The sequence below is a fragment of the Streptomyces sp. NPDC088116 genome, from assembly GCF_044741745.1.
In the GTDB taxonomy this organism is placed as follows: Bacteria; Actinomycetota; Actinomycetes; order Streptomycetales; family Streptomycetaceae; genus Streptomyces.
Map to the genome: position 1 here is coordinate 56,327 of NZ_JBIUTF010000011.1, position 18,669 is coordinate 74,995.

Below are 18,669 nucleotides of genomic sequence, written 5' to 3' on the forward strand. Positions count from 1 at the left end.
GGGTGACGATCTCCCGCGACGGCCGCCCGTGCTCGGGCACGGAACCACCGGACGGTTCTGGTGAGTTCGTCCCGGCGGGCGGGGAACGGGAAGGGTTTGGGGCCATGTCGGGGACTGACCTGCTGGACGGCGATCGTGATCAGCGGGAGCGGGGCGGACTCCGGGTGCCCGGCATGGTGAATCTCGTTCTCGGCGTACCCGCGATGATCCCGCTCTACCTCGTGTGGTGGTTGCTGACCGAGTACATGCCGATGGACTGCCCGAGTACGGGGGACCCGGCCGGCGCCGGGGCAGTCAACTGTGACTACACCACTCTCGATCACGCGTTTCCTGTGATGCTCCTGCTGGCCGTGACCGGGCTGTTCATGCTGCTGCTGGTCCTCATGGTGGATGTGCTCCTGCCGCTGCGGCGCGGTGACAGGCTCGGCGGGTGGCTCGGCACGGCCGTGCTGATTCTGGTCCCGTTCACGGGGTGCACGGCACTCGTCCACGGCTGATTCTCCACCCACGCGACGAGTGGCTCATCGGGTCGGTTTGTCTGCGGCGAACGCGGTGATCAGGCTGTGGGGTGTGTCGTCGCCGTAGAGCAACTCGTGGAGTTCGGTGCCTTCGGCGGCGGCTTCGGCGCCTCGGGGGAACATGGCCTGCTCGTATTCGGTGAGCGCGGCTTCGATGTCGTCGGGGTGTGCGGCGAGGGCCTTGCCGAGTTCGGCGCCGTCGTACATGGCCAGGTTGGCGCCTTCGCCGTTCGGGGCCGCGAGGTGGGCGGCGTCGCCGAGCAGGGTCACCCCCGGCACCCGATCCCACCGGTGTCCGATGGGCAGGGCGTTGAGGGTGCGCAGGACCGGTGCGGTGTCACCCTCGGTGATCAGCGCGGTCAGCTCGGGGGCCCAGCCGTCGAACTCCTGCGTGATCCGGGCGGTGGCCGTGGCGGAATCGGTGAAGTCGATGCCCGCGAACCAGTCCTGCGGCTCGGTGAGTATCACGTAGGTGTGCAGAGTGCTGCCCCTCTCCCGGTGAGCCAGGATCCCCTTTCCCGGCGCGAGCGCGAACAGCGCCCCGCCGCCCACCGCCTTCGCGCAGGCCGGGTGCTGGGTGTCGCTGTCGAACAGGTGGATCTCGACGGACGACATGCCGGTGTACGCGGGGGTGGCGGCGGAGAGCAGCGGCCTGACCCGGGACCACGCGCCGTCCGCGCCGACGAGCAGGCCCGTGGTGACGCTGGTGCCGTCGGCGAAGGTGATCTCGTGGCGGCTGTCGCCGAGAGTACGGGTACCGCTGACCTTGTGGCCCCACCGGACGGTGCCGGCCGGGAGCGAGTCGAGCAGTATCTGTCGCAGCTCGCCGCGCTGCACCTCGGGGCGTCCGCCCGTGCCGTCGTCGGGCTCGTCGAATAGGACGGTCCCGTCCCGGTCGAGGATCCGCATCGCCTGGCGGCCCTCCAGGATGAGGCCGCGGAACTCCTCGATCAGGCCCGCCGCCCGCAGAGCCGGCTGGCCGTTGTAGTCGTGGATGTCGAGCATGCCGCCCTGAGCGCGCGCCGTCGGTGAGGCCTCCGCCTCGTAGACCGTGGCCGGGATGCCGTGGACGTGCAGGACGCGGGCGAGCGTGAGGCCGCCGAGTCCGGCGCCGACGATCGTGACGGGAACGCGCATCGTGACTCCTTCGGGATCGAGGTCGCCGGGTGGGGTCCGGCCGCCTCTCTGGAATGTCGTTCCATTGTTGGAACGGCGCTCCAACGTGTCAAGTTGGAACGGCGCTCCAGATATGTCACGATGGCGGCGTGGCAACGCGGACGCGCCGCTCGCAGCGGCGCACAGAGGCACTTTCCCGGGAGCGCATCGTCGGGGCTGCCGTCGAGTTGCTCGACGCGGCCGGTGAGGGCGGGCTGACATTCCGGGCGCTGACCGAGCGCCTCTCCACCGGGCCCGGGGCGATCTACTGGCATGTGGCGAACAAGGGCGAACTGCTCGGCGCCGCGACCGACGCCGTCGTCGCGGCCGCTCTGGCCATCGAGCCCGACAAGTCCCCGAAGACGCCGCAGGACGAGATCCGCGCCGTCGCGCTCGGCCTGTTCGACGCGATCGACGAACACCCGTGGCTCGCCACACAACTCTCGACGCAGTTTTCCCGCAGCCCCTGGGGGTCGGTGACGGCGCGGATCTTCGAAAGCATCGGCCGGCAGATCTGCGCCCTGGGCGTGCCCGAGGACAACTGGTTCACGGCGACCTCGGGGCTGGTGCACTACATCCTCGGCGCGGCCGGCCAGAACGCCGCGAACGCCCGCGTTCTCGGGCCCGACGTGGACCGCACCGAGTTCCTCGACGCCGTATCAAGGGCCTGGGAGGAGCTCGACCCCGGCGACTACCCGTTCACCCGGGCCGTCGCCGACCAGGTGCGCGACCATGACGACCACGAGCAGTTCCTCGCCGGGATCGATCTCGTCCTCACCGGCGTCACCGCTCTCCACCTGCCCGGCGGACAGGCGGACACCCCACCCGCCGCCTGAGCCGGGTGTCGCGTTAAAGGGTTGACGGGTGATGTCCCGGAGCATTCCTCTTGCCGTCGGCCGGTGACCTTGACGGTGCTGACCATCGACGGTCCGATACCTCCACGCAGGCGTGCGTCCCTCACGCGTGGGGAGAAGGGGCACCGGTGGCTGCCGCGGCTCGCCCCGGTTCAGGCCGGCCAGGGCCACGTCGGGGACCCCCGCCGGTCACCCGGCAGGGGTCCCCGACGGCCGGTCACCCGGCAGGGGTCCCCGTCCGCGTCCGCTCACGCGGCCTTCGCTCCGTCGAGTGCTCCGTGCGGATTGAGCACGTACTTGCGGCTCGCGCCCTGGTCGAACTCCGCGTAGCCATGCGGTGCGTCGTCCAGCGGGATCACCGTGGCGTTGACCGCCTTCGCGATATGGACGCGGTCGTGCAGGATCGCCATCGACAGCGCCCGGTTGTACTTCATCACCGGGCACTGGCCCGTGCTGAACTGGTGGCTCTTCGCCCAGCCCAGGCCCAGCCGTACCTTCAGCGTTCCGCTCCTCGCGTCCTCGTCGACGCCGCCCGGGTCGTCGGTGACGTACAGACCCGGGATGCCGAGGGCGCCGCCCGCCCTGACCGCACCCATCATGGAGTTGAGTACGGTCGCGGGAGCCTCGCCCGCGTCGGTGCCGTGGGCGTGCGCCTCGAAGCCGACCGCGTCGACCCCGGCGTCCACCTCCGGTACGCCCAGGATCTCGGCGATCTGATCCTCGACGGACCCCCTGGTCAGATCGATGGTCTCGCATCCGAAGCTGCGGGCCTGGGCCAGCCGGTCGGCGTTGAGGTCGCCGACGATGACGACCGCCGCGCCGAGCAGCTGCGCCGAGGCGGCTGCAGCCAGGCCGACGGGCCCCGCGCCCGCGATGTACACCGTCGAGCCGACGCCCGCGCCCGAGGTCACCACACCGTGGAAGCCGGTCGGGAAGATGTCCGACAGCATGGTCAGATCGAGGAGTTTCTCCAGGGCCGCGTCCCGGTCGGGGAAGGCGAGCAGATTGAAGTCCGCGTACGGCACCATCACGTACTCCGCCTGGCCACCGACCCAGCCGCCCATGTCGACATAGCCGTAAGCCGCGCCGGGGCGCGCGGGGTTGACGTTCAGGCAGATACCGGTCCTGCGTTCCTTGCAGTTGCGGCACCGGCCGCAGGCGATGTTGAACGGCACCGAGACGACATCCCCGACTTTGATGAACTCGACGTCCGGGCCGCGTTCGATGACCTCCCCGGTGATCTCGTGTCCGAGGACCAGGCCCTCGGGAGCCGTGGTGCGGCCGCGCACCATGTGCTGGTCGCTGCCGCAGATATTGGTGGCGAGCACCTTGAGGATGACCCCGTGCCGACAGGTCCGGCCGACATTCTCGGGGGCCACTCCCGGCCCGTCCTGGAGTTGGAATGTCGGGTAGTCGGTGATGACGACATTCACCTCACCCGGCTTGATGTAGGCGACCGCTCTGTTGCCTCCACTCATGCCGACTCGCCGTCCCTTCGGCTCCGTTCGCGTCTTCTGCGTCCCACGCTCACTCGGGTGTGCCCGCGGGAGGGCGTCACCGCTCGGGCCGACCGGCCGTGAGGCATGTTCTCCGGGCCGTGCGCGCGGCGGCGCATCGCTCCATACATCAGCTTAAATCCACCACTGCGAGCGGACAAAAAGTACTGAAGACGTCAAGCAATCGGCCGGAGGCGGCTCGGTGCCGGCCCCTGGGTGCGGAAGGGTCAGTCAACCGGAACGACGTTCCGTGCCTTGAGGGGTGGCGTGAGGTCTAGGGGAATGTAAAGCGCCGCCGCCTTTAGCCTCCGACCTGGAGATCCAATCGTCAGACTTCCCCGAAGGCGGTGCGGCGGCATGACGGCTAGGTCCTGTCCGGTCGATCTTGTAGGTGCCGTGCCAGAGGTTCCGGGCCCGGCGGAGATCGGCAGGACAGGGCCTGGATCCGGCGCGGAGTCCTCGGGCGATCCCGTGGTGATCGTCGGGATGGCTTGCCGTTACCCGGGCGGTGCCGACACCCCCGAGGACCTGTGGGACCTCGTCCTGTCCGGACAGGAGGTCACCGAACCCCTGCCGGAGGACCGCGGCTGGGACCTGACCGCCCTCACCGGCGACGGCCCCGGAAGCAGTACGTCCCGGCGGGGCGGCTTCCTGCGCGGCGCGGCGGACTTCGACCCCGGCTTCTTCGGGATCAGCCCGCGCGAGGCGCTGGCCATGGACCCGCAGCAGCGGCTGCTGCTCGAAGTGTCCTGGGAGGCGGTCGAACGCGCGGGCATCGACCCGCTGTCGCTGCGCGGCAGCCCGGCCGGTGTGTTCATCGGCGTCAGCGGTGAGGACTACGCCCTCCTCGTCCAGCGCGCGGACGAGGACCTGGCCGGGCACGCCGTCACCGGCACCTCGCCGGCCGTGGCGTCCGGCCGGCTGGCCTACGTACTCGGGCTGGAGGGCCCGGCGATCACGGTGGACACCGCGTCGTCCTCCTCCCTGGTGGCGCTGCACAGCGCGGCGGCGGCCCTGCGCGCGGGGGAGTGCTCGCTCGCGCTCACCGGTGGCGCGGCGGTCATGTCCACGCCGCGTGGCTTCGTCGGCTACTCCCGGCAGGGCGGCCTCGCACCGGACGGGCGGGTCAAACCGTTCTCCGACGACGCGAACGGAACGGTGTGGGCCGAAGGCGTCGGCGTGCTGCTGCTGGAACGGCTGTCCGACGCGCGGCGGTACGGCCACCCCGTACTGGCCGTGGTGCGCGGCAGCGCCGTCAACTCCGACGGCGCCTCACACGGATTGACCGCCCCGAGCGGCTCCGCCCAGGAACAGGTCGTCCGACAGGCCCTCGCCGCCGCTCAATTGACACCCGATCAGGTCGACGCGGTGGAGGCTCACGGCACCGGGACCCGGGTGGGGGACCCGGTCGAGGCGCGGGCGCTGCTCGCCACCTACGGGCGGGACCGGGGCCACAACGGCCGTCCGCTGTATGTCGGTTCCCTGAAGGCGAACCTCGGCCACGCGCAGGCGGCGGCGGGCGTCGCGGGCGTGATCAAGACAGTGCTGGCGCTGAGCCACGGGACACTCCCGCGCGCGCCGCACATGACCGCGCCCACCTCCCAGGTCGACTGGACGGCGGGCGCGGTCGAGCTGCCGAGTGAGAACACCGCGTGGCCGGACACCGGACGTCCGCGTCGCGCCGGGGTGTCCTCGTTCGGCATCAGCGGCACCAATGCGCATGTCATCCTGGAACAAGCCCCTGAACAGGGGCCGGGGCACCAGCTCGCCTCTCAACAGGCCCTGCCTGAAACGGCGTTCGCCGAGCCCGAGGGCAGCCCGCGCCACGTCCCCGTCGTGGTGCCCTGGGCCGTGTCGGCCAAGTCCGAGACCGCGCTGGACGCCCAGCTGGCCCGGATCCGGTCCGCCGCGGATCCGGATGGCGCCGCCGATGTCGGTTTCTCGCTGGCCACTGGCCGTGCGACCTTCGACCACCGGGCGGTCCTGCTGGCCGCCGACGGAAAGCTGACCGAGGTCGCGCGGGGGGTCGCCGGACAGCCCCGGATCGCCGTGATGTTCCCCGGTCAGGGTTCACAACGGCTGGGCATGGGGCGGGAGTTGTACGCGCGGTTCCCGGTGTTCGCGGCGGCCTTCGACGCGGTGCTGGCGGAGTTCTCCGCGTCGCGACCGCCCACCGGTTCAGGATCGGACCTGGGGCGGCTCCGCGATGTCATGTGGGGCGAGGACGCGGACCTGCTCGACGGTACGGGGTACGCGCAGCCCGCTCTCTTCACACTCGAAGTGGCGCTCCACCGGCTGGTCGAGTCGTTCGGCGTGCACCCCGACTTCCTGGTCGGGCACTCGATCGGCGAGGTGACGGCCGCGCATGTCGCGGGTGTCCTGACGCTGGGGGACGCGTGCCGGCTGGTGGCCGCCCGCGCCGGGCTGATGGAGGCACTGCCCCGGCTCGGAGCCATGGTCGCCGTACAGGCCGGTGAGGACGAAGTGCTGCCCCTGCTGACCGGACGCGCGTCGATCGCCGCCGTCAACGGCCCGACACGGCTGGTCATTTCCGGTGCCGAGGACGAGGTGCTGCGAATCGCGCAAACGCTGGCGGACCGGGGCCGTAAAACCACCCGGCTGCCCGTCTCGCACGCCTTCCACTCGCCGCTGATGGACCCCATGCTCGCGGACTTCCGGCATGTGCTGGAAGGGCTCCGGTTCCAGGAGCCGCGCGTCCCCGTGGTGTCGAACCTGTACGGGAGGACCACGGCGGACGGGGAACAGCGCTCACCGGAGTACTGGGTCCGCCACGTCCGCGAGCCCGTCCGCTTCGCCGACGGCGTCCGCGCCCTGCGTGCGGCGGGCGCGACGGTCCTGCTCGAACTGGGCCCGGACGGAACACTCGCAGCCCTCGCCAAGGACAGCCCGGCCGCCAAGGACAGCCCGGCCGCCAAGGACAGCCCGGCCGACCCGGCCGCCCCCGCCGACCCGGCCGACCGTGTGGGCCCGCCGGTCACCGTCCTGCCCGCACTGCGCAAGGACCGCGACGAGGAGACCACGCTCGTCACCGCCTTGAGCCGACTGCATGTGGCCGGAGTGCCGGTCGCCTGGCGCGAGTTGTTCGCGGGCACCGGCGCGCGCCGGGTGGACCTGCCGACGTACGCCTTCCAGCACCGGCGCTTCTGGCCGACCCTCCCCCCGCGCCCCGACGCCCCGAGGGAGAACGGCGCCTACGGAAGCGGCTCCAGCGGCCCGTACGCGAGCGCTACGGGCGGTGGCGGCACCCACGGCGACGGTCCCGGCCATCCGCTCCTGGGCACGGTCGTGGAACTCGCCGAGGACGCCGGCCTGGTGTGCGCCGCCCGCCTCTCGCCCGCCGCCCAGCCGTGGCTGGCCGACCACACCGCGCGCGGCCGGATCGTGCTGCCCGGCACGGCCCTGGCGGAACTCGCCGTCCGCGCCGGGTACGAAGTCGAGTGCGCCCACCTGGAAGAACTCGTCCTCACCTCGCCCCTCGTCGTCCCGGAATCCCTCGCGCTGGAACTCCAGTCGCGGGTCGGGCCCGCCCGGGAGTCGGGGCGGCGTCCGGTGACCGTGCACGCGCGGCCCGCCCCGGGCACGCCGTGGACCCAGTACGCCTTCGGGGTGCTCGGTCCCAAGAGCGCCCCCGACGCCGGATTCGACACGGCTCAATGGCCGCCCGGGGGCGCCGAACCGGTCGATCTGGTGGGTGTCCGCCGACGGTCGGCGGATGCCGGGTTCGGCTACGGCCCGGCGTTCCAGGGACTGCGCGCGGCCTGGCGGCGCGGTACGGAGGTGTTCGCCGAGGTGGCCCTGCCCGAGGGCGTGGACCCGGCCGCCTACATCATGCACCCGGCCCTGCTGGACGCCGTCCGGCACGCCACCCCGCTGGAGGCCGACATCGGCCAACCCTCGTATCTGCAAGGCTTTTCGCTGCACGAAGCCGGTGCCACGGCGCTCCGCGTGCGGCTGATGGCCCGGCCGGACGGTTCGGTCGCGATCGAGGCCGTCACCCCGGGCGGTGATCCGGCGCTCTCGGTCGAGTCACTGTTCGTACGGCCCGTGCCGCAGCTCGACGAAGTCCCCGCGGCCCCTCGTGAAGTCGGCCTGGCTCAGGCCGAGTCGGAAGCCGAGTCGGCGACATGTCCGGGGCGGGCTGCGGAGCTGCGTGCCATGTCCGCCGCCCGGCGGGGCCGCGCCCTGCTCGACCTGGTACGCGCCGAGGCCGCCGCGGTGCTGGACCACCCGGACCCGGACCAGGTCGGCCCGGAGCTGGCCTTCAGGGAGCTGGGCTTCGACTCGCTCACCGAGACCGAACTGCGTGAGCGGCTCACCATGGCCACCGGACTGCGGCTGCCCGGCACCCTCGTGTTCAGCCACCCCACGCCCGCGTCGGTCGCGGACCACCTCGCGGACCTGCTCGGGGCCGACCCGGGCGACCCGCCCGAAGAGCCCGGGAGCGGTCCACCGGGCCCCGCGAGTGATCCCCCGGGGCCGGTCCGACCGGCGAGAGCGGCCGGACCGGAACCCGGCCGGATTTCCACGGAGGACATCGATGCCGCGCCGGTGGACCGGCTCCTCGACCTCATCGACGAGGAATTCGAACTTCAGTGAGCAGCCCTCTTTCGTCACGCCGTGAGGACGGTTCGGTGCCAGCAGAGCAGTCAGCAGGCCAGTCAGAAGACCAGCAGGTCAGGATCGTCGAAACCCTCAGGCGGCTCACCGCCGACCTGAGGCGCTCCCGAGCGCGGGTCGAGGAGCTGGAGCGGCGCGCCGACGAACCGATCGCGATCGTCGGCATGAGCTGCCGGCTGCCCGGCGGCATCGGCTCGCCGGAGGACCTGTGGGAACTGGTCAGCGGCGAAGGGGACGCCATCACGGCCTTTCCCACCGACCGCGGCTGGGACCTGGACGCCCTGCGCGGCGACGGACCCGGCGGCAGCCCCAGCCACGAGGGCGGATTCCTGACCGGGGCGACCGACTTCGACCCCGGCTTCTTCGGGATCGGACCGCGCGAGGCGGCCGCCATGGATCCGCAGCAGCGGCTGCTGCTCGAAGTCTCCTGGGAGGCGCTGGAACGCGCCCGGATCGACCCGCGCACCCTGCGCGGCAGCCGGTCCGGCGTCTACGTCGGCAGCTACAACTGGGGTTACCGGCAACAGCCGGCGGAGCCCGACGGCGAGGATCACCAGGGTCATGTGATGACCGGCACCGCGGCCAGCGTCATGTCCGGCCGCGTCGCCTACTCCCTGGGTCTGGAAGGCCCCGCCGTCACGGTGGACACCGCCTGCTCGTCCTCGCTGGTCGCACTGGACATGGCGGTGCGCTCGCTGCGCGGCGGGGAATCCTCGCTCGCCGTCGTCGGCGGCGTCACCGTCCTGTCGGACCCCGCCATTTTCCCGGAGTTCGGCAGGCAGGGCGGCCTCGCCGCCGACGGCCGGTGCAAGGCGTTCGCCGAGGGCGCGGACGGCACCGGCTGGTCCGAGGGCGTCGCGGTGCTCGTGGTCGAACGCCTCTGTGACGCACAGCGCCACGGCCACCCCGTCCTGGCGGTGGTGCGCGGCAGCGCCGTGAATTCCGACGGTGCCTCCAACGGCCTGACGGCGCCCAACGGGCCGTCGCAGGAACGAGTCATCCGCCAGGCGCTGGAGAACGCCGGGCTGGACACCCTCGATGTGGACATGGTGGAGGCCCACGGCACCGGCACCCGTCTCGGCGACCCGATCGAGGCACAGGCCCTGCTGGCCACCTACGGCCGTCAGCGGCCCGACGACCGGCCGCTGTGGCTGGGTTCCCTCAAGTCGAACATCGGCCACACCCAGGCCGCCGCCGGGATCGCCGGCATCATCAAGACGGTCCAGGCGATGCGCCACGGCACCCTGCCGCGCACCCTGCACGCCGACGTCCCGTCCTCACGGGTCGACTGGTCCGCCGGCAGGGTCGAGTTGCTGCGCGAAGCCATCGCCTGGCCGGAGACCGGACGTGCCCGGCGGGCCGGCGTGTCGTCGTTCGGCATCAGCGGTACGAACGCCCATGTCGTCCTGGAGCAGGCCCCGGACGTCCCGGTGGGTACCCCGGATCCGGTGGTGCCGCTCGTACCGGACGTGGTGCCGTGGCCCGTCTCGGCCAGGACCGAAGCCGCCCTCGACCAGCAGCTCGTACGGCTGAGGTCGCTGCCGGAGCCGCGGCCGTCCGCGATCGATGCCGGGCTCTCCCTGGCGAAGGGCCGCTCGGCGTTCGAGCACCGGGCCGTACTGCTGGGCTCGGGCGACGGGATGCCGGAGCTGGCCCGGGGCGTGGCCACCGGAGGCGCGTCGGCGTTTGTGTTCAGCGGCCAGGGTGCGCAGCGGCTCGGCATGGGACGTGAACTGTACGGGCGTTTCCCGGTGTTCGCGCAGGCGCTGGACGCGGTGCTCGCGGAGCTGGAACAGCTGGGCGCGGCGAGCACACGCGAGGTGATGTGGGGTGCGGATCAGGACCGGCTCGACGCGACCGGCTCTGCTCAGCCGGCCCTGTTCGCCATCGAAGTGGCGTTGTTCCGGCTGCTGGAGTCGCTGGGTGTCACGCCGGATTTCGTGGGCGGCCACTCGGTCGGTGAGGTGGCCGCCGCGCATGTCGCGGGCGTACTGACGCTGGAGGACGCGTGCCGTCTGGTGGCGGCCCGCGCGCGCCTGATGGGCGCGCTGCCCTCGGGCGGCGCGATGGTGGCGGTGCGGGCCGGTGAGGCGGAGGTCCGTCCCCTGCTGACCGGCGAGGTCGCGATCGCGGCGGTGAACGGGTCCGCTTCGGTGGTGCTGTCCGGCGACGAAACGGCGCTCGGCGAGGTCGTGGCCGCTCTGGGGGAGCGTCGTACGAGCAGGCTGACGGTCAGCCACGCGTTCCACTCGCCCCTGATGGACCCGATGCTGGACGAGTTCCGTACGGTCGTCGAGGCGCTGACGTTCCACGAGCCGCGCCTGCCCGTCGTGTCGAACCTGACCGGTCGCCTCGCCGAGGGCGGTGATCTGCGCACCGCCGACTACTGGGTCCGCCACGTCCGCGAGACCGTCCGCTTCGCCGACGGCGTACGGGCCCTGGCCGACGAGGGGGTGCGCGCCTTCCTGGAGGTGGGGCCCGACGGTGTCCTGTCCCCGATGGTCCACGATTCGGTGCCGGAGGGAACGGCCGTCGTCCCGGTACTGGACCGGCGCGTCGGCGAAGAGATCGCGGCGGTGACCGCACTGGCACGGCTGCACGTGTCGGGTGTGGCCGTCGACTGGCCCGCGCTGTTCACGGACACCGGAGCACGCCAGGTCGACCTGCCCACCTACCCGTTCCAGCACGAGAGCTTCGCGCCGCCGTTCGCGCACGCCACGGCCCGGGGCGGCGACGGCTCCATCAGCGGTGCGGACGCCGAGTTCTGGGCGGCCGTCGAGCGGGCGGATCTGGCGTCCCTGGCGTCGAGCCTCGGCGTGGACCCCGACGCCCTCGGTGGCGTCGTCCCCGCCCTCTCCACGTGGCGGACCAGGAGCCGCGAGCGATCGACCGTCGATTCCTGGCGCTTCCGCGAAACCTGGACGCGCCGGGCGCCGAGGCCGGCACGTACGTCCGGCACCTGGCTTGTCGTCACCCCGCCGCACGGGCCGGACGAGGACTGGACCGAGGCGGTAGCCGCCGCCCTGGGAACGGCCGAGACCGTACGCGCCGAAGCGGCGCACACGGACCGCGCGGGCCTCGCGCGGCAGCTCACCGCCGCGACCGAGAGGCACGCGTCCGTCGCCGGAGTGGTCTCGCTGCTGGCACTGGACGGGACGGCGGCCGACGACGAGGGAACTCCGGCAGGGGCGCTCTCCACGGCCGCGCTCGTACAGGCGCTGGGCGACGCGGGCATCCACGGCTCCCTGTGGTGCGTCACGCGCTCCGCCGTCGCGGTGGACGACACCGACCACCCGGCCGATGCGGAACAGGCCGCCGTGTGGGGACTGGGCCGGGTCGCCGCACTGGAGTACCCCGACCGCTGGGGCGGGCTGATCGACCTGCCCGCCGAGCTGACCGACCGTGCGGCCACCGCCTTCGCCGCCGTACTGGCGGCCCGGGACGGCGAGGACCAGGTCGCCGTACGGTCCTCCGGTACGTATGTACGCAGGCTGGTACCTGCCCCGGCCCGGCGGCCCGCGAGCGTGTGGGAGCCGTCCGGCACCGTGCTGATCACCGGTGGGACCGGCGCGCTCGGCGCGCATGTGGCACGCGGGCTGGCCCGGCCGGGCGGGCCCAGGCTGCTGCTCGTCGGCCGGCGCGGCCCGGACGCCCCCGGCGCGAGCGAACTGCGGGACGAACTGGCCCGGTTGGGCGCGGACGTCACCCTCGCGGCCTGCGACGTGGCCGACCGCGCCGGGCTGTCGGCCGTCCTGGCGGACATCCCGGCCGACCAGCCGCTGACCGGCGTGGTGCATACGGCCGGTGTGCTGGACGACGGGGTCCTCGACCGGCTCACGCCGGAGCGGTTCGCGACCGTCTTCCGCGCCAAGGCCCGCTCCGCCCTGCTGCTCGACGAGCTCACCCGCGACGCGGACCTGTCGGCGTTCGTCCTGTTCTCCTCGGTGTCGTCGGCCGTCGGCAACCCGGGGCAGGCCAACTACGCGGCCGCCAACGCCGTACTGGACGCGCTCGCCCGACACCGCCATGCGCGCGGGCTGCCCGCGACCTCCATCGCCTGGGGCGGCTGGGAGGGCGGCGGCATGGCGGCGGCCGGTCCCGGCAACGGGGCGGGCCCCGGCGGCCTCGCGTCGGGCCGGCTGGCCCCGGGGCTCGCGGTCGCGGCCCTGTTGGAGGCGGCCACCGAGCCGTCCCCGACGCTGGTCGTCGCCGACCTGTCGCGGCCCGCGATCGCCTCCCTGCTCTCCGGACCGCGCCGGGTCCCGCTGCTGGACGAACTGCCCCACGCGCGGTCGGCGATCCGCGAGGCCCACGCGCGGGCACCCCGGCTGAGCGGGCGCCTGCGTGACGTGCCGGCCTCGGAACGGGCCGCGCTGGTGCTGGAGACGGTACGGACCCACGCCGCCGGGGCGATCGGTCACGCGCGGGCGGACGCGGTGCGCTCCGACCGGGCCTTCCGGGACTCGGGCTTCAACTCCATGGCGGCGGTGGACCTGCGCAACCGGCTCGCGGCGGAGACCGGCCTGCCGCTGCCCGGCGGGGTGGTGTTCGACTACCCGACGCCCCGGCGGCTGGCCGGGCACCTGCTGGCCGAACTCACCGGCGAGCAAGGAGAGTCGGGCGATCCCTCCGCGCCGCCGGTCGCCACGGCGGCTGTACGGTCCGGAGCCGCCGACGACAACGCCGACGGCGTGGATGCCGATGACGACGCGGTGGCGATCGTGGGTATGGCCTGCCGGCTGCCCGGTGGTGTGAACACCCCCGAGCAGTTGTGGGAACTGCTGGCCGAGGGACGGGACGCGATCTCGGAGTTCCCCACCGACCGGGGCTGGGACCTCGAGGCCTTCCACGGCGACGGGCCGTGGAGCGGCGCGCACTTCGAGGGCGGATTCCTCTACGACGCGGCCGACTTCGACCCCGGCTTCTTCGGCATCTCCCCGCGCGAGGCCGTGACCATGGACCCGCAGCAGCGCCTGCTGCTGGAGGTGTCCTGGGAGGCCGTCGAACGCTCGGGGCTCGATCCGCTGACCCTGCGCGGCAGCAGCACCGGCGTCTTCGTGGGCAGCAACGGCCAGGACTACGCCCATGTGATGGCAGGCTCCCGCGAGGACCTGGCGACCCATGCCGCGACCGGGATCGCGGCGAGCGTGCTCTCCGGCCGGGTCTCGTACACCTTCGGTTTCGAGGGCCCGGCCGTCACCGTGGACACCGCGTGCTCCTCCTCCCTGGTCGCCCTGCACATGGCGACGCGGGCGCTGCGCGCGGGCGAGTGCTCGCTCGCCCTGGTCGGCGGCGTGACCGTGATGACCGACTCGGCCAGCTTCGCGCGGATCGCCCGGCTCGGCGCGATCGCCGGCGACGGCCGGTCCAAGGCGTTCTCCGACGACGCCGACGGCACCAGCTACTCCGAGGGCGTCGGTGTCGTCGTGGTGCGGCGCCTGTCCGACGCCCTGCGCGACGGCCACCGGATCCTCGCGGTGGTACGGGGCAGCGCGGTCAACCAGGACGGCGCCTCCAACGGCCTCACCGCGCCCAACGGCCCCTCCCAGCAGCGCGTCATCCGCCAGGCGCTGGCCGACGCGCGCCTGTCGGGTGCGGACATCGACGCCGTGGAGGCGCACGGCACCGGCACCCGCCTCGGCGACCCGATCGAAGCGGGGGCCCTGCTGGCCACCTACGGCCGTGAGCGGCCCGAGGACCGGCCGCTGTGGCTGAGTTCACTCAAGTCCAACGTCGGCCACACCCAGGCGGCGGCCGGTGTCGCGGGGGTCATCAAGACCGTACTGGCCCTGCGGCACGGAACCCTGCCCCGGACCCTGCACGTGGACACCCCGTCCTCGCGGGTGGACTGGTCCTCCGGCGCCGTGGAGCTGCTCGCCGAGCAGCGGGAATGGCCCGCGGTGGACCGGCCGCGCCGCGCCGGGGTCTCGGCGTTCGGCATCAGCGGGACCAACGCGCACATTGTCCTCGAACAGGCCCCCGAGGCCCCCGAGGCCCCCGAGGCCCCCGAGGCCCCCGAGGCCGCCGAGGCCCCAGAGGTCCCAGAGGTCCCAGAGGTCCCAGAGGTCCTTGAGGTCCTTGAGGTCTCCGAGATGAAGGAGGCCCCCGTCCCGGAGACCGATGGCGTCGTACGGGAGGAGGCTCCTGCCCCGGGGAGCGAGCGCTCCGCGCCGCGGGAGCGTCCCGCCGCCGAGACCGCCGATGCTGTGCCGGGCGACCGTCCCGCCGGGATCACCGACGGTTTCGTACCGTGGGTCCTCTCGGCGCGGTCCACCACGGCCCTATGCGAACAGGCCGCCCGTCTGCGGGCGTTCGCGCGAGAACACCCCAGGACCACACCGGCCGAGGTCGGGTGGTCCCTGGCTACGACCCGCTCCGCCTTCGACCACCGCGCGGTCGTGCTCGGCGAGGACCCCGGGGAGCTTCTGGGCTCCCTCGACGCCCTGGCCGCTCAGGGCAGCGCCCCCGGCCTGGTGGAAGGGACCGCGCTGGAGAGCGAGAGCGGGCCGGTGTTCGTCTTTCCCGGCCAGGGCTCGCAGTGGTGGGGCATGGGCCGCGAACTCTACGCCGGATCCCCTGTCTTCCGGGAGTCCATCACGGCCTGCGCCGACGCGCTCGCCCCGCACATCGACTGGTCGCTGACCGACCTGCTCACCGGCGTCGGCGACCCCGAACAGCTCGGCCGGGCCGATGTCGTACAGCCCGCCCTGTTCTCGATGATGGTGGCGCTCGCCGGACTGTGGCGCTCCCACGGCGTCGAACCCGGTGCGGTCGTCGGCCACTCACAGGGCGAGGTGGCCGCCGCCCACGTCGCCGGGGCACTGTCCCTGGAGGACGCCGCCAGGCTCGTCGCGCTCCGCAGCCGGACGATGCTGAAACTCGCCGGACACGGCGGACTGATGTCGGTGGCCGCGCCCGCCGACCGGGTGAGTCCGCTGCTCGACGCCTGGCCCGGCCGGCTGTCCCTGGCCGTCCTCAACGGGCCGTCGTCCGTGGTGGTCTCCGGAGACCCGGCGGCGCTCGACGAACTGAGCGGCCTGTGCGAGAGCCAGGGCCTGCGCGCCCGCAAGGTCCGGGCGGACATCGCGGGCCACGGACCCCAGGTCGAGGCCGTACGGGACGAACTGCTCACCGTGCTCTCCTCGTTGCGTCCCGTCTCCGGACGGGTGCCGTTCTACTCCACGGTGACCGGCGAACGCCTGGACACGGCCACGCTCGACGCCGACTACTGGTACGCCAACCTGCGCCGGATGGTGAACATGGAGCAGGCGACACGCTCCCTGCTGGCCGACGGATACCGGACCTTCGTCGAGACCAACCCGCATCCACTGCTGTCCGGCGCGATCGAGGAGACCTGCGAGGCGGCGGGTGCGGCCGGGACACTCGTGCTCGGCTCGATCCGCCGGGACGACGGCGGCCGGCGCTTCCTCACCTCGCTCGCCGAAGGCTGGGTGCGCGGACTGCCGGTCGACTGGCGTACGGCCTTCCCCGACGGCGGCGGAGTCCCGCTCGACCTGCCCACCTACCCCTTCCAGCACCGGCGTTACTGGCCCGAGCCCAAGCCCGAGCGGTCCCGGCCGCACGGCGGCGCGGACGGGACCGGCGAGGGGAACGCGGGGGCGGACGCTGCCTTCTGGGATCTGGTGGAGACCGGCGATCTGGACGCGCTCTCCGCCGAACTGGGCACCGACGACAGGCACGACGCGCTCTCCGCCGTGCTGCCCGCGCTGACCGGGTGGCGCGAGCGGTCCCGGCAGCGGGCGGCCGTCGACGCCTGGTGCTACCGGACCGACTGGTCCCGGCTGCCCGGGACCGCCACAGGAGCGCCCACCGGCCCTTGGCTGGTCGTCGTCCCGGCCGTCGACGAGGGCAGCGACGGCGGCTCCTGGGTGGATACCGTGCTCGCCGCGCTCGGCCCGGACGTGGTACGGATCGACATCGAGTCCGCCGAGCGCGCCGACCGCGCGCTGCTCGCGGGCCGGATCGACCGCGCGCGTACGGCCCTCGCAACCCTTGCCTCTCCTGATTCTTGCTCTTCCGTCCCTGACCCTCGCTCTTCCGTTCCTTCCCGGCCGGGCACCGCATCGCAGGACGGGACCGCTCCCGAACCCACCGAGCAGCGGCCGGGGTTCGCCGGAGTCGTCTCGCTGCTTGGCCTGACCGAGGGCCGGCATCCGCGATTCCCGTCCGTCCCCGGCGGCCTCTCCGCCACCCTCGCCCTGGCGCAGGCCCTGGGCGACACGGGACTGAGCGCACCCCTCTGGTGCCTCACCCGCGGCGCCGTCGCGGCGACGCGGGACGACCGGGTCGCCGGCCCCGAGCAGGGCGCGCTGTGGGGACTCGGCCGGGTCATCGCGCTGGAACAGCCCGGCCTGTGGGGCGGTCTCGTCGACCTCCCGCGGACACCCGACCGGCATGCCGCCGCCCGCCTCACCGCGGTGCTGGCGGCGCGGGACGAGGACCAGGTCGCGCTCCGCGCGTCGGGCGCCTTCGGCCGTCGGCTCGTCCGCGCGGAGCCCGCGCCCGTACGGCCCGAACAGCCCTGGCGCACCCACGGAACCGTGCTGATCACCGGCGGCCTCGGAGGATTGGGCGGACATCTCGGCCGATGGGCCGTCGACCGGGGCGCCGAGCACCTGCTGCTCCTCGGCCGCCGAGGACCCGGCACACCGGGTGCCGCCGAACTCCGCGCCGAACTGGAGGAGTTGGGCGCCCGGGTCACGGTCGTGGCCTGCGACGCCGCCGACCGGGAGGCGCTGCGCGCCGCCCTGTCTTCGATCCCGGCCGACTTCCCGCTGTCGGCGGTGATCCACGCCGCCGGAGTGTCCACGGGCGACAGCGACACCGCGTCCCTGACGAACGATCAGCTGGAGGCGCTGCTGCGGCCCAAGCCGGCCGCCGCGCTCCTCCTGCACGAGCTGACCGAGGGCATCGACCTGGACGCCTTCGTGATGTTCTCCTCGGGGGCCTCGGCCTGGGGCAGTGGCGGGCAGCCCGGTTACGCGGCGGCCAACGCCTTCCTCGACGCGCTCGCGGAACACCGCCGCGCCTCGGGCCTGACCGCCACCTCGGTCGCCTGGGGCGCCTGGGGCGAGGCTGGCATGGCCGTGGACGACCCCGGCCTGCTGGGGCGGCTCGCGAAGCGCGGCGTCCTGCCGATGGAGCCGGCGAAGGCCGTGGCCGCGCTCCAGCGCGTCCTCGACGAGGACCGGACCACCATGACGGTGTCCGCGATGGACTGGGCCGCGTTCGCGCCGAGCTTCACCGCCGCCCGCCCCAGCCCCCTCCTCGCCGACCTGCCCGAGGCACGCGAACCCGCGCCCCCGCAGGGCGCCGCGAGCACCGGACACGCTGCGCACCCGGGAGACAGCGCCGGAGACCCGGACCAGGACGGCACACCGTCGCTGCCCCGGCGCCTCGCCGAACTGCCCACCGCCGAGCGTGGCCGCGTACTGCTCGAAGCCGTACGCGCCGAAGTGGCAGTGACACTCGGCCACACCGGGACGGAAGCCGTCCCCGCCGACCGTGCCTTCCGCGACCTCGGCTTCGACTCGGTGAGCGCGGTGGAGCTGCGCAACCGGCTCAGGACGGTGACCGGGCTGCCCCTGCCCGCCGCCCTCGTCTTCGACTATCCCAGCGCCACCGCGCTCGCCGGACACCTCGCGACCGAGCTGTTCCCCGACGAGCGGCAGCCCGTGGAGGACCCCGAGGCCGAAGTCCGGCGCGTGCTGGCGTCCATCCCACCGAGCCGGCTGCGCAAGGCCGGACTGCTGGACCTGGTGCTGGAACTCGCGGAAGGCGACGGCACCGGCGACCCCACGAGCACCCGGCCCTCGGGGTCTTCCGATGGACACGACCACGGGCACCATGAGCGTGTCGCCGAGGACGAGGAACTCGACGCGGTCGACGGCAACACCCGCAACACCCGCAACACAAGCAACACCGATATACGCGATATCGACGACCTCGACGGCGAGAGCCTGCTGAGGCTCGCGGCCGAGACCAGCA

General features: G+C 73.2%; 5 protein-coding genes and 1 pseudogene. 4 read left to right on the forward strand and 2 right to left on the reverse strand.

Going from position 1 to position 18,669, the window contains the following annotated elements; genetic code table 11:
- Positions 1–104 precede the first annotated feature (104 nt).
- Positions 105–497 carry a hypothetical protein gene (locus tag ACIOJD_RS33265; protein ID WP_401920056.1) on the forward strand — a complete coding sequence of 131 codons (393 nt, stop codon included), beginning with the start codon at positions 105–107 and terminating at the stop codon, positions 495–497.
- A gap of 24 nt (positions 498–521) precedes the next feature.
- On the opposite strand, the gene ACIOJD_RS33270 is transcribed toward ACIOJD_RS33265, so the two are convergent.
- Positions 522–1,655, reverse strand: a complete 1,134-nt coding sequence (locus tag ACIOJD_RS33270) for an FAD-dependent oxidoreductase (RefSeq protein WP_401920058.1) — start codon at positions 1,653–1,655, stop codon at positions 522–524.
- A 128-nt stretch (positions 1,656–1,783) separates the two neighbouring features.
- Between ACIOJD_RS33270 and ACIOJD_RS33275 the strand changes: the two genes are divergently transcribed.
- Positions 1,784–2,509 (forward strand): TetR/AcrR family transcriptional regulator, encoded by a 726-nt coding sequence (locus tag ACIOJD_RS33275; RefSeq protein WP_401920060.1) that lies wholly within the window; start codon positions 1,784–1,786, stop codon positions 2,507–2,509.
- 266 nt (positions 2,510–2,775) lie between these two features.
- Here the strand turns inward: ACIOJD_RS33275 and fdhA are convergent, their stop codons facing one another.
- A complete protein-coding gene (gene fdhA / locus ACIOJD_RS33280; protein ID WP_401920062.1) occupies positions 2,776–4,005 on the reverse strand; it encodes a formaldehyde dehydrogenase, glutathione-independent in 1,230 nt (409 codons plus the stop codon).
- 414 nt (positions 4,006–4,419) lie between these two features.
- On the opposite strand from fdhA, the gene ACIOJD_RS33285 reads away from it, so the two are divergent.
- Both ACIOJD_RS33285 and ACIOJD_RS33290 read left to right on the forward strand, forming a co-directional pair.
- The gene (locus tag ACIOJD_RS33285; RefSeq protein ID WP_401920064.1) at positions 4,420–8,640 is read left to right on the forward strand and encodes a type I polyketide synthase; all 4,221 of its coding nucleotides are present in this window, start codon (positions 4,420–4,422) and stop codon (positions 8,638–8,640) included.
- Positions 8,641–8,675: 35 nt separating this feature from the next.
- A pseudogene (locus ACIOJD_RS33290) lies at positions 8,676–18,335 on the forward strand (type I polyketide synthase); the annotation flags it as partial.
- Between the last annotated feature and the right edge of the window lie 334 nt (positions 18,336–18,669).